This is a genomic window from Romboutsia sp., from assembly GCF_051659545.1.
Classification (GTDB): domain Bacteria; phylum Bacillota; class Clostridia; order Peptostreptococcales; family Peptostreptococcaceae; genus JBOFOR01.
Genome location: NZ_JBOFOR010000281.1, coordinates 19362 through 31532, shown reverse-complemented (window position 1 = coordinate 31532; position 12171 = coordinate 19362). Strand labels below are relative to the sequence as shown.

Genomic DNA, 12171 nt, shown 5'->3' with positions numbered 1-12171 from the left:
TGATGAAGAATAAATGAACTATAAAAAATAAAGCTTTCATAGAAAAGTATTTATGAATAATATATTAATAAAAATTCATACTAAGAAGATTATAGGAGAGAGATAATGAAATCATTAATATAAAAGCCATAACCAGAATAAATATAGGTTATGGCTTTTGTTGTGCTAAAAAAATAATAAAATACTTAAAAAAGATACCTTATTTTATAATATGCCACCATTTATACTTACTAACTGCCTATGTTAGAGAAATAGTAAACCACATACCAGTAGTGGGAATATGCCATGGTACTTGCTTGAGACAAATAATGAGCCATAATTTAGAAAAAGAATATATATTATCCAATACAAGAAAAGTTAGGTGAGATTTTTAGAAAATCCAACTTATTCTTGTTGCCATCATTTTGTAATAGAGGCCCTAGCAAGTGGATGTAATGTTGTAACTACAGATATACCAGGTGTTAAAGGATGGATAAAACTTGGGAAGAATTATGTATAAGGCTTGAAACTATGATATCCCATACCGAATAAGAAATAAGGATTAAAAATATAATTAAATAACAATACTAATAAATACAGTAAAATATAAAAACAAATGATATTAGACCTTTGCAGAATGAAAATTTACGATATAATAAATATATAATTAAAAAGATCTTATAACAGAATTTTATTTATCATAAATATAAACTCTGATTACACTAATTAGTAACATAAGACAGAAATGAGGATTAAAATGAAAAAAACAAAAACTTTCAAGGCGCTAATATTGACAATGTTAATATTAACATTAACAACAGTTAATAGCGTGGCTAATGCACAAAATAATGCAGGACAAATTCAAGGAATAATTGCTCAATCAGCAATAGTTATGGATATGGATACTGGAGAAGTTATTGCATCAAAAAATGCGGACAAACAACTACCTGTAGCAAGTACAATGAAATTATTAACATCATTAATTTTTGCGGAGAATACTTCAAAAACAGAGGAAATTCCATTTACTGAAGATGCACTTAAAACTACTCAAACAGCATTAAATAATTTCAAAAAAATAAATGTAGGTGACAAGATTTCAAGTAATGATCTTATGAAGGCAGTTCTGATTTTTTCCGCTAATGATACTGCATATTTAATGGCAGATTCTGTAGCTGGAAATTCTAAAGATTTCGTAAAGATGATGAATGATAAAGCTAAGTCTTTAGGATTAGAAAATACACACATAGTAAATCCATGTGGATTAGAGAGTAATGCTCTAAATCCAGAGAGTAAAGAAATTAACTTATCAAGTGCATATGATTTAGCAATAATTGCTAGTGAAGCTTATAATAATGAATGGATTAGAGATATAATATCTGAGAAATACAAAAAAACCTCTATTGATTTATCAGGGTCACCTGTTCATATTGAATCAAGAAATAAAATTCTTGGTGAATTTGGTAACATAGGTGGAAAAACAGGAAATGAAACTAAAGCAGGTCATTGCTTTGTTGGTTTCTTTGAAAGAGATGGTAGAAAATTAGTTACTGTAGCTCTTAAATCAGAGTACGGAGTAGATGCTACAAATGTGTTTAATGATACAAAAAAGATTGCAGACTACGGATATGACGCTAAAAAACAAGTATACAAAAAAGCTGGAGAAAAGATTGGTACAGTTGAGTTAGAATATAAGGCTTTTGGATTTTTAGGACCTAAAAAAACTGTACAAGCTCCTATAATAGCATCAAAAGATGTAATGTATTATAAAAATGATATCAATGACAAAAATGCAAAACTAGAGTACAACAACAAAGATAAAAATGCATGGAAACTAGCAAACAAAGAAATAGAATTAAAGCTTTCTTTACCAAATCACAAAGAAAAAATATCAGGTAAAATAGATATATCATTGTTTGACTTAATTAAAACTAACCTAGCACTTTATGCTGCTATCCTTGTAGGTGGTATTTTACTAGCAGTAATAATAGGTTCTAGTATAAGATTTATAAATACAAGAAACAAAAGAAATAGAATGGGAAGAAATAGAAAGAACAAAAGATATAGACGTAGATAGATACCTTAATAAAAAAAACTAAAGCTAGTTAAACAACTAGCTTTAGTTTTTTTTATTGAAAACTTTATATTCAACACCAGTACTTAGGCCAGTACCTTTATAGATTATAGAATTAGTCTTTGTATTTTCTAATAAAACATCAACTGTAGCGCTTAAAGTTTCGTTAACCAAAGGAATCATAAGACCATTTTTAGGTCCATAGCAAAGGACAAATTCTTTATCATTAGTATGAGTTTGTAGAGTTAATTTAAGATTTTTACTAACGACAACAAGGCTTACATCTTTATCTACTTTTTTAAAGTTAATTTACTATTATTAATAGTAGTAAATTTATAAAACTTATCCTTAATTCTAAGACCAATTAAAAAGCCTTTAAAATCTATATCCTCACCATTTATATTTAGATTTCCTAGAATATCTCCATCTAGAGCACACACTTGACTATAACATTCCATGCTTCCAGGGGTTATTATATTATCTTTCCACTTGAAAATATTTATAAATTCTAAATTTCCTTTTATATAATTTTTAATGTTAGCTTCATTTGTATACTCTAAATCTAAATTTATATTATTTAGAGTAAATCTATTATCAACAATTTTGAAATACCAACCTTCAAAAAAATCACTACTTTTTCTAGAACAATGGTATAAGTCGGGATTTATAATTTCTCTCATGTTTTCCTTCCTAATAATTTAATACTTACATTTTTATTTTAGTATATATAATTGGAGAACATACTAAAATATTTGAATTTATGGAAACTTCCAAAATGCTATGCTACTATTTAAGTAAAATAGGGTGTGCTCATACTTATAACTTATAACTTATAACTTATAATATATTTACATCATATTGAATCTATATAATTATGAACACAAAAGTATAATTTAAAATAGAAAATCAAGAATATTGGGGGTCTGTTATGGAAAGAGATAAAAATGTACTTGTTAAACGAATTCCATTTAAAGAAAATGAGTGTAAAGCTCTAGAGAAGTATTTAGAAGAAAAAGCCCTTGAAGGATGGGTATTATATGATAGAAGTATGGGAACTTTTAAATTTAAAAAAGCTCAACCTAAAAAGTGTAAGTATGCAGTAGATATATTTACAGATTTGTATGTAGGAGAATATAGAAAAAATTGTGAGTCAAAAGGATGGAAGTATGTATGTGAGATAGACAAGTATTATATATTTTCTTCAGAAGATGAAAATATTACACCTATACAAATAGAAGAAGAACTAATGTTAAAAAAGGTTGAAAAATCCATGGTACAAAATATATTTGGTTATATTTTATGGATTTTAATTATTATACGTAATGGTTATAATGACCTTTTTAATAATAAATTATATAGTGGTAAAGAGCTATGTGGTAATTATTATTGGTTTATTGTTATTATCTTATTAGTATTTACACTCTTGCCAAGTATTGAAATAGTAAGAAATAGTCTATGGTATTTTAAATATAAAAAATCCATAAAGCTACATGAAGATATACATTATCCTACACTTAAATCATTTAAAATAAAGATGGCTTGTTTTGATTTATGTATATACTTGCTAGGTATATTAATTATCTGTTTAATAAGTTTAAATATGAGTTTTGGTTATTCAATGGGCTATATATTTACAGGATTAGCAATACTAGCAATAATTAGTTTCATAAATAAGATTTTTAAAATAATTAAAACTAAAGATATAATGATTTAAAAAGAATTGATGAGATTTAAATCTATACTAGATTAGGAAATAGAATACACATGGTAGATAGATTGAATATAATATTGAAAATATTTAGGACTGAGTTTATACTTAGTCCTTTTTAAAATAAATATAAATTTGAAACTATTTATACTCTAGAAACATCTAATTAGTGTAATGAAGCAGGGAGGTAAAAAATGAATGAATATAAATTAATAGAAAATGCAAAGCTTGGCTGCAATGAAAGCTTTGCAACTTTATTAAAATCTAGAAGTGAGAAAATGTACAAAGTAGCATTTTATTATGTAAAGAATGAATCAATAGCTCTAGATATAGTATCAGAAGCAACATATAAGGCTTATATTAACCTAAAAAAATTAAATGAATTAGAATACTTTGACACCTGGCTAATAAAAATAGTCAAAAATGAATCAATGATGTATCTAAGAAAGCATAAAAGAGAGATACCTATTGAAGACTACAAAGAAAATATAGATAAAAGCAGCACTAGAGAAAATTTAGAAGCTAATGTAGATATACATATGGCACTAGACAAGCTAAATAATGAAGACAAGGAAATAATGATTTTGAAATATTTTGGTGATTTGACATTTAAAGATATAGGTAAAATAATGTTAAAACCTGAAAATACTATAAAGACAAGGCACTACCGAGCTTTAGAACAAATAAAGCAAATATTGCAAGGAGGTTAAGTTATGAATTTTAAGGATTATGACGAGGTAAAAGTGCCCGATAATGTTTATGAATATATAGATAAGGGAATCAAAAAAGGAATAAAACATCAACATAGTAAAAAATCTACAATACCTAAAGCAGCATCCATTGTATTAATAAGCGGAATAACACTTATAGGTGGATCTAATATACCTGTATTTGCAAATGAATTAATAAAAATACCTATAGTAGGTGAAATAGTAAAAGTATTAGATTTTACTACAAACAAACAAGGTGGTTTAATCACAGATGGTAACTCTGTTATAATAGATTCTTTGGATAAGGATACTATAAATATATATTTTAGTGATAACAATAAAATAGTAGCAAATGCACCTAATTATAAAATAGAAAAAAGGGAATATCCTTATACTTTAGTTATAACATTTAATGGTGTAAGACGTGTTGAAAAAATACACCTTGAGGATAAAGTAAAAAAACTACCTTATGTGAAAGATGTATACGATATTATGATTTTAGATGATTCTAGCTACAAAATGGCTATAGAGTTTAATAAAAATGTAGACCTTAAATTGACAGAACATAAAGATCCAGGCATGCTTCAAATAAAAGTGAAAGAATCTAATAAAACTGTTCCAAATAAGTTAGGATATTTTGTTAGAACTAGTGAATATGAGTTTGGAGAAGAAATAGCTCAAATAGAAGAAATGTTGTATGGACAAGAAAAGTTAGCAATGCAAAAAACTGAAAATGGAAAGTATATTATTCAATTAGGTCCATATGATAGAGAAGATATTGCAAAAAGTAAAATGAAAGAAATATCTAAGATAATAGGCAATACGGAAACCTTTAGTGTAGAGAAAAGAAATTTAGGGCAAGGTCCTAAGTTTTAATAAAAATATAAAAATAATATACTAATAAGTATGTGTTGCCTATTAGGTGGAATCGTACTAGGTTTTCTGTTATCTCCAATGAAAAATGGAATGAACATAAGTGTTGGAAATAATAGTGGTAATCAATATTTTGATAAATTAGAAGCACTAGAAAAATTAAAAAATAATAAAAAAATACAATAAGTAGTTATACATCTCCAAGTAAACCTGTAGAATTTGTTTTAAATAAAATGTACCAATAGTTTAATTTTAACATATATAATGTGACTAGTATTTGCAGATAATGAATACATACAACAAAATTAAGGAAGGAAAATGTTATGAAAAAAGTTACATTAGATATGATAAAAGAAGCTAGAGAAACCATAAAAGGCATAGTAAAAGAAACTCCATTACTAGAAAGTGCACAAATGAGCAAGAAGACAGGAGCTAATATATACCTAAAATGTGAAAATCTTCAAATAACAGGATCGTTTAAAATAAGGGGAGCTTGTAACAAAATAGCCAACCTAACTGAAGAAGAAAAATCAAATGGTGTAATTGCTTCAAGTGCAGGGAATCATGCACAAGGAGTTGCTCTAGGTGCACAAATGAATGGAATAAAAGCAACTATAGTAATGCCCTCTACAGCACCACTTGCAAAAGTTACAGCTACTAAAGGATATGGAGCAGAAGTTATCTTAAGTGGTTTAGTATATGATGATGCTTATGCAAAGGCAGTTGAAGTACAAAAAGAAACAGGAGCAACATTTCTTCATCCTTTCAATGATGAATATGTAATAGCAGGACAAGGAACTATCTCCTTAGAAATACTAGAACAGTTAGAAAATGTAGACACTATAATATGCCCAATGGGTGGAGGAGGAATAATGGCAGGTGTAGCAACAGCTGCAAAAGCTATAAAACCTAACATTAAAATAATAGGTGCTCAAACAGCTAATATACCTTCTATGAAACACTCTCTCGAAAAAGGAGTGGTTACTACAGCCTTTAAAGATATAACAATAGCTGATGGTATAGCTGTAAAAACTCCTGGAGACTTAACCTTTAGCATGATTAAGGAATTAATAGATGAGATTATAGTAGTTGAAGAAGATGAAATAGCACAGGCAATGCTATTTTTATTAGAATACCAAAAGATAACAGCTGAAGGTGCTGGGGCTGTTTCAACTGCAGCGATTTGGTCTGGCAAATACATACCTAAAAAAGACGAAAATGTGGTATGTATAGTATCAGGCGGCAATGTTGATATAAATACCTTATATAGAGTAATAGATAAAGGTCTAGTTAAATGTGGAAGAAGATATACCTTTAGAACTCATATAGTTGACAAGCCAGGAGGTTTAGGTGAAATCACTAGTATATTAAGTGAATTAAATGCAAATATACTTAGAGCTAATATATCTAAGTTAAGTTCAAAATATGGACTAGGAGCCCAAGCTGTAGAAATTACCATAGAAACCTTCGATAAAGAACATAAAGAACAAATAAAAACAAGCATGCTAGAAGCAGGGTTTAAAATCGACGATTAGAAAATTGTAATATGCAATTATGTTTATGATAAAAAGATGTTAGTCATTTATTAAATGAAGCAAGAAACCAGTGGGGATTAATATATCCTTTTGAATAAGTGATGTACTTATCATAGTATTATAAAAGAATAAAATTAATAAATAGTTTTTGTAATATAAAAGTGTATCATAATATAAAATTATTTATTTTGATACACTTTTATTTAGCAATTTAAAACACGCTTACAAATTGATATAAAATTATTTAGTAGAGATATAATCTTTTACATATCCGTATGATTCGTAAGCATCAAATATAGGTATAGATGAATCAAACTTTACATAAATAGGAGCATTAACAAGCTCAGGGTATTTAATAAATAAATCTCTATCTCCATAAATTACAGCTTGTAAAGCTAATTTCATATGGTATTTAAAAGCACTGTATTTCATCATGGCATTTATATAATCAGTATCTCCTACATATGCATAAAAAAGTAGTTTATAATCAGTTTCATCAGATATTTTCCATGTACCTAAAAGCTCATCTCTCATTTCTTGATTTATAGCATCATAATTATATTTATCAGCTATATCTAAAAACATAACACCTGTTTCATCAGAGTGAGTAAGAGTATATTTTCTATCAATAATAGGACCGTATGGTGTCATAGGTTCGATAAATGTAGTTTCAAGCTTATCTGGATTGAATTTCATGTAATCACCAACCTTATATTATTTGTACTAATATATAATATAAAATAGAAAAAAAATTGTGATTCAGTATTTTTTATGAGGGTGGAGACCTTGATGATTTGTGTGTTATAATTCAATAAGACAATTAAAATAGGGGGGGTATTATGAAAACAACATTAAAACAGCAAATGCTTGATAATTATGAACAGTTTTCATATAGAGAAAAGAAAGTTGCAAAATATATAGTAGAAAACTATAGCACAATTACTTCTAAGTCTAATGCAGAAATAGCACAAGGCTCTGAAGTAAGCACAGCAACTGTGGTTAGATTTGCAAAGACCTTAGGATTTAAAGGCTATCTTGAATTTAAGAATGAAATTAAAAATGAAAAGAGCCTTGTAAGAAGTCCATATCATTATGTTGAAAAAATGAAAGAAAACGATGAGGTTAATAAAATCTTCCATTATAATATTTCCTTAAAAGAGGATGTATCTAAATTCATTGAAAATCTTGATTATAATGAACTAGATAAAATGATAGACAACATACTTTCAGCTGATACAGTATACCTTGTAGGTATTGGGTCAGATAAAGTAGTTGCTCAATATTTAATAAATTATTTTCCTTTGATAGGAATTAAATGTATAGCTATAATAGAAGAAGGAATGGGTTTAAAAGAAAAAATGTTGGCACTTAAAAGTAAAGATTTAGTTTTAATGTCAAGTTATCCAGAAGTACAACATGATGAATTTTGGTTAGCGCAATATTGTGAAGAAAAGGGTGCACCACTTGCCTTGTTTAGTAATTCAGAAATTATTGCAAATGAGTTCCATGCATCATATTATTTTAATACTTCTTTATCTTTTGACTCATTTTATAACTCTGCTGTTTTATCTATGATTTTTTGTGACATACTACTTCTTCGTTTATATGAAAGAGATAGAGATAGAGCAGAAAAAGGTCTAGAACACTATCATAGGGTCATGTCAAATAAATAGTTAAATCAAAAAGTTATTTTAGATGATTGCATAATTGATAAATAATTTACTTCCAAGTATTAGATTTAATACTAAAAAATAATGTTTACTAATGCAAGTAAGTTATCAATTAAATTTGAGCATTGAAAATAGAACTATTAAAAATAGTTCAAAAAATAAGGTTGGATTAGAATTTAAGCAATTAATGTTTTTATTGCTCTTACATTTGAAAATTTACCTGACTTATAGAAGATTATTAAAGCTATAAGTTGAGTAGATTTAATATTCATACAAGATTTTAACTGGGCGATAGCTCTTTCACAAACAGTTCTTACTTTGTATAAATCTTGGCATTGCTGAGTATTTCTTGGTAGCGCAGTATTTAATCTGCAATCACTATTTACACTAATTTGAACTACACGACCACATGTAGATGTAGTACATGGATTATCACAAGCTAAGTGATAGGCCGTACGGTCATTAACTTTACATTTTTTAGATTTCGGGCATAGATATTTAATTCTATCAGATCTCCCTTTTTCTCTAGTTACACCATCAAATTTCATATCTAAATTTGGATCATTAGGGCAAGTAGGTATTCCTAATGAATTAAAATCTGGTTTAGGTAAATTACTTTGATGACGTAAATTTAAAGGGATAATAGGTATTAAATTTCTATATTTAACTAAGTAAGCATAGTTATCAGAAGCATCAAAACCTGCATCTCCTAAAAAGTAAATGTATTTAAAGCTAAAATGTCGAGCATAGTAGTTTTCTAAAACTGGTATAAGTGTTGTTGCATCATATAACATCCTTTGCATTAGCTGGAGACAAAGAGAAGTCCATATCTTCATCATAGAAATCTATATGTCGAACAACACCAAGACCATTAGTTACTATGTTAGATTTAATGTAAAATCCAAAGTGACCATTTAAATATGTTAATTTGATATCTGAGTTAGCACTAGATTTTTTAGGGGTCTGAGATTGAACGTATTTTTCAGCATCAAAACTTTTATCATTTTTTAGTTTGCCTAATTTCTTAGCATTATTAACTAGAGATTGATGAAATTTAGGATTATTTTCTTTAACATATGCTTCAAAACCAGTAGTGTCAGAAATTAAAATGGATGCTAGATGCTTATTTATTTCTTTACACATTTGTTCTGTAATTTTAACTAAATTATGAAACATATCATTAAGTTCTTTAAGCAAATTTGTGTTAAATCTAGATATTTGAGACTCATGTGGAACTTTTGTAAAACCACAAAACTTTCTTATATCTTTAGATATGTGAAGTATATTTAGTAGTTGCTTTGATTCTGATATAGCGAGAATATTCTTTAATATAAAGAAATTTATCATAGACGAAAGAGAATATTCTCTCGGAGAGCCTACAGCTGAATAATATTTTTGGTTAAATGATGTAGGTATTAAATCGTCTATATTTATAAATGAATTAAATAAATGGAACAACTTAGGCGTAGCCTCATTTGTGAGTTCATCAAAGTTATCCATGAAATTAGTGAACTACCATCCACTTAATTAACCTACGGCTAATTTGAAGTGGTGGCTTCTTGGTCAATATAGCCAACGCTACAAGTTTACCCAAGCTAACAAGGTCGCACCGACCTCTATATACAATCTTTGTTTACTAGTTTTCGTTCTTAGCAGAACCCACCCTCATTGGATTGTGAATGAACTAAGTCTGTACACGTCATGGCTTGGTTATCGCTCGATGTACAGTTGGCGATTGATTGAATATTTTACGTTGCTAATCATTTCTAGCAACAACTCCATATATTCAGTTTTGAAAGTTCTAAACATATTATTAGTATAACAAATTTAGAAAAAAATATGAATGGTAAAATATACCTAACGGTAGGCTTACATCCTCCACCTCCTACGGTGAGGAAGAGGAATTTCGCCTTATTAGGTTAAAAGCTATCATAGAATTTCTTCCTACCTTTCTAGTGAATTTGTTGTGGTGACTTAATTATACTAAATTGGTGGGGGGAATTCATTGAAATACATGCAAAAAAATCTCTGAATTTCAATATATTCAGAGTTATGCAATAAGCTAAAAAAGTTATTTATTAAGGGGGATGCTATATTGGTAAGAATAACAGAAACAGTTGTTGCATCAAATGAAATAGATTCCGTGTTACAGTATTTAAATAATATAGATACAATGGTGGCAGATAGATGCGGCATAATTTTACAAACTGATGAAAATTTTGAAAGCTACTATGGATGTAAAAAGGAATCTGTATTAGGTCGTTCCGTGTATGAACTGGAGGAAGAAGGTTTATTTAGACCATCTTCAATTGCTAAGGTATTAAGAGTAAAGAAAGAAGTTACCCTTGTTCAAAATTTAAAAAGTGGTAAACGATTAATAGTAACTGCAGTACCTATAAAAAATGAAAATGATGAAATTATTAGAGTAGTAGCATACTCTACAGATGTTGAACAATATCTTCATTTAAAAGAGTGGTCAGAAGATTTACATGAAAAAATAGAACAATATAACAGCAAAATAAATGAACTAGAAAATAAACAAAGACTAATGGAAGAAGTCTTACATAATAACCCTATATTTGATAATAAAAATAATGCTATAAAAGAAGATAATAAGGAAGACATAATGGGAAGTGTAATTACTAAAAATAAAAACTTTACAAACTCATTAAATAAAATAAAAAAAATGTCTAAGTATGATGTAAATATTTTATTTCAAGGGGAAACTGGTGTTGGAAAAACTATGCTAGCAAAAAAGTTACATATGTTAAGTGGTTATAGTGAAGGAGAATTTATAGAAGTAAACTGTGGTGCTATACCCAAACAGTTAATCGAGTCAGAATTATTTGGCTATACTAAAGGATCTTTTACAGGCGCTAACAATGATGGTAAAAAAGGTCTTATCGAGTTAGCACATAAAGGAAGCTTATTCTTAGATGAAGTTGGAGAACTTCCAATGAGTGCACAAGTTAAGTTGCTAAAGGTAATACAAGATAAGACAGTTAGAAGAATTGGTAGTACTGTATCTAAAAAAATTGACTGTAGAATTATTGCAGCGACTAATAAAAACCTAGAAGAAGAAGTTCAACAAGGAAAGTTTAGAGCAGATTTATTATACCGCCTAAATACAATATCTATTGATTTACCTCCACTTAGAAAAAGAAAAGATGATATACCGCTATTAAGTATAAATCTATTGAAAAAGTACAATGAAAAATATGGAGAAAATAAAATGATTGATGATAGTGTTATGGAATATCTAAATAATTATACTTGGCCAGGAAATATTAGAGAATTAGAAAATGTGATACAAGGATTAATATTAAACTGTGAAGAAGAAATGATTAAAGTGGATATACTTCCACAATATATTATAAACACTTGGCAAACTCAACTAAAAAACAAAATAGAAGAAGAAAATTCAAACACTAATATAGGGGATTTAAATAAGGCTATTGAAGCACTTGAAGGAAAAATCATCAAAGAATATTATAAAAAATATAATTCATCTATAAAACTATCAAAAGCTTTAAATATTAGCCAAACTACAGCAGTAAGAAAAATTAATAAATACCTAAAGTAGATTAAGTTAAATAATAATATAGTCTAAAACGACTATTAAAAA

At 28.0% G+C, this 12171-nt stretch carries 14 protein-coding genes; 9 read left to right on the top strand and 5 right to left on the bottom strand.

The window, feature by feature from the left end; genetic code table 11:
* Positions 1-361: 361 nt before the first annotated feature.
* Both ACRC03_RS16890 and ACRC03_RS16885 read left to right on the top strand, forming a co-directional pair.
* Positions 362-499 carry a glycosyltransferase gene (locus tag ACRC03_RS16890; RefSeq protein WP_438653769.1) on the top strand — a complete coding sequence of 46 codons (138 nt, stop codon included), beginning with the start codon at positions 362-364 and terminating at the stop codon, positions 497-499.
* A gap of 237 nt (positions 500-736) precedes the next feature.
* On the top strand, positions 737-2053 hold the full coding sequence (locus ACRC03_RS16885; RefSeq protein WP_438653768.1) for a D-alanyl-D-alanine carboxypeptidase family protein: 1317 nt from the start codon (positions 737-739) through the stop codon (positions 2051-2053).
* 42 nt (positions 2054-2095) lie between these two features.
* Here the strand turns inward: ACRC03_RS16885 and ACRC03_RS16880 are convergent, their stop codons facing one another.
* The gene (locus ACRC03_RS16880) at positions 2096-2233 is read right to left on the bottom strand and encodes a hypothetical protein (RefSeq protein WP_438653767.1); all 138 of its coding nucleotides are present in this window, start codon (positions 2231-2233) and stop codon (positions 2096-2098) included.
* A 107-nt stretch (positions 2234-2340) separates the two neighbouring features.
* Entirely contained in the window at positions 2341-2730 is a 390-nt protein-coding gene (locus ACRC03_RS16875; protein WP_438653766.1) for a hypothetical protein, read from the bottom strand.
* Between the two features lie 248 nt (positions 2731-2978).
* On the opposite strand from ACRC03_RS16875, the gene ACRC03_RS16870 reads away from it, so the two are divergent.
* From ACRC03_RS16870 to ilvA, 5 genes are all read left to right on the top strand, one after another.
* Positions 2979-3764 carry a DUF2812 domain-containing protein gene (locus ACRC03_RS16870; protein WP_438653765.1) on the top strand — a complete coding sequence of 262 codons (786 nt, stop codon included), beginning with the start codon at positions 2979-2981 and terminating at the stop codon, positions 3762-3764.
* Between the two features lie 188 nt (positions 3765-3952).
* The gene (locus tag ACRC03_RS16865) at positions 3953-4468 is read left to right on the top strand and encodes a sigma-70 family RNA polymerase sigma factor (RefSeq protein WP_438653764.1); all 516 of its coding nucleotides are present in this window, start codon (positions 3953-3955) and stop codon (positions 4466-4468) included.
* A 3-nt stretch (positions 4469-4471) separates the two neighbouring features.
* Positions 4472-5344 carry a hypothetical protein gene (locus ACRC03_RS16860; RefSeq protein ID WP_438653763.1) on the top strand — a complete coding sequence of 291 codons (873 nt, stop codon included), beginning with the start codon at positions 4472-4474 and terminating at the stop codon, positions 5342-5344.
* Positions 5345-5374: 30 nt separating this feature from the next.
* A complete protein-coding gene (locus tag ACRC03_RS16855) occupies positions 5375-5527 on the top strand; it encodes a hypothetical protein (protein WP_438653762.1) in 153 nt (50 codons plus the stop codon).
* Between the two features lie 137 nt (positions 5528-5664).
* The gene (ilvA, locus tag ACRC03_RS16850; RefSeq protein WP_438653761.1) at positions 5665-6876 is read left to right on the top strand and encodes a threonine ammonia-lyase; all 1212 of its coding nucleotides are present in this window, start codon (positions 5665-5667) and stop codon (positions 6874-6876) included.
* Between the two features lie 240 nt (positions 6877-7116).
* Here ilvA and ACRC03_RS16845 read toward each other — a convergent pair whose 3' ends face one another.
* Entirely contained in the window at positions 7117-7572 is a 456-nt protein-coding gene (locus ACRC03_RS16845; protein ID WP_438653760.1) for a staygreen family protein, read from the bottom strand.
* 143 nt (positions 7573-7715) lie between these two features.
* Between ACRC03_RS16845 and ACRC03_RS16840 the strand changes: the two genes are divergently transcribed.
* Positions 7716-8549: a MurR/RpiR family transcriptional regulator gene (locus tag ACRC03_RS16840; RefSeq protein ID WP_438653759.1), complete on the top strand. Its 834-nt coding sequence runs from the start codon at positions 7716-7718 to the stop codon at positions 8547-8549.
* Positions 8550-8722: 173 nt separating this feature from the next.
* Here the strand turns inward: ACRC03_RS16840 and ACRC03_RS16835 are convergent, their stop codons facing one another.
* The gene (locus tag ACRC03_RS16835) at positions 8723-9349 is read right to left on the bottom strand and encodes a hypothetical protein (RefSeq protein ID WP_438653758.1); all 627 of its coding nucleotides are present in this window, start codon (positions 9347-9349) and stop codon (positions 8723-8725) included.
* Positions 9330-10046, bottom strand: a complete 717-nt coding sequence (locus ACRC03_RS16830; RefSeq protein ID WP_438653757.1) for a transposase — start codon at positions 10044-10046, stop codon at positions 9330-9332. Before ACRC03_RS16830 ends, ACRC03_RS16835 begins: the two co-directional genes overlap by 20 nt.
* Before the next feature lie 595 nt (positions 10047-10641).
* On the opposite strand from ACRC03_RS16830, the gene ACRC03_RS16825 reads away from it, so the two are divergent.
* Complete coding sequence (locus ACRC03_RS16825; protein ID WP_438653756.1) at positions 10642-12129, top strand: sigma-54 interaction domain-containing protein; 1488 nt, start codon at positions 10642-10644, stop codon at positions 12127-12129.
* Positions 12130-12171 lie beyond the last annotated feature (42 nt).

Coding starts and splice junctions, on each gene's coding strand:
- ACRC03_RS16840 (WP_438653759.1), top strand. CDS start 7,716: ATGAAAACAACATTAAAACAGCAAATGCTTGATAATTATGAACAGTTT.
- ilvA (WP_438653761.1), top strand. CDS start 5,665: ATGAAAAAAGTTACATTAGATATGATAAAAGAAGCTAGAGAAACCATA.
- ACRC03_RS16870 (WP_438653765.1), top strand. CDS start 2,979: ATGGAAAGAGATAAAAATGTACTTGTTAAACGAATTCCATTTAAAGAA.
- ACRC03_RS16875 (WP_438653766.1), bottom strand. CDS start 2,730: ATGAGAGAAATTATAAATCCCGACTTATACCATTGTTCTAGAAAAAGT.
- ACRC03_RS16845 (WP_438653760.1), bottom strand. CDS start 7,572: ATGAAATTCAATCCAGATAAGCTTGAAACTACATTTATCGAACCTATG.
- ACRC03_RS16860 (WP_438653763.1), top strand. CDS start 4,472: ATGAATTTTAAGGATTATGACGAGGTAAAAGTGCCCGATAATGTTTAT.
- ACRC03_RS16880 (WP_438653767.1), bottom strand. CDS start 2,233: ATGATTCCTTTGGTTAACGAAACTTTAAGCGCTACAGTTGATGTTTTA.
- ACRC03_RS16885 (WP_438653768.1), top strand. CDS start 737: ATGAAAAAAACAAAAACTTTCAAGGCGCTAATATTGACAATGTTAATA.
- ACRC03_RS16855 (WP_438653762.1), top strand. CDS start 5,375: ATGTGTTGCCTATTAGGTGGAATCGTACTAGGTTTTCTGTTATCTCCA.
- ACRC03_RS16835 (WP_438653758.1), bottom strand. CDS start 9,349: ATGCAAAGGATGTTATATGATGCAACAACACTTATACCAGTTTTAGAA.
- ACRC03_RS16830 (WP_438653757.1), bottom strand. CDS start 10,046: ATGGATAACTTTGATGAACTCACAAATGAGGCTACGCCTAAGTTGTTC.
- ACRC03_RS16865 (WP_438653764.1), top strand. CDS start 3,953: ATGAATGAATATAAATTAATAGAAAATGCAAAGCTTGGCTGCAATGAA.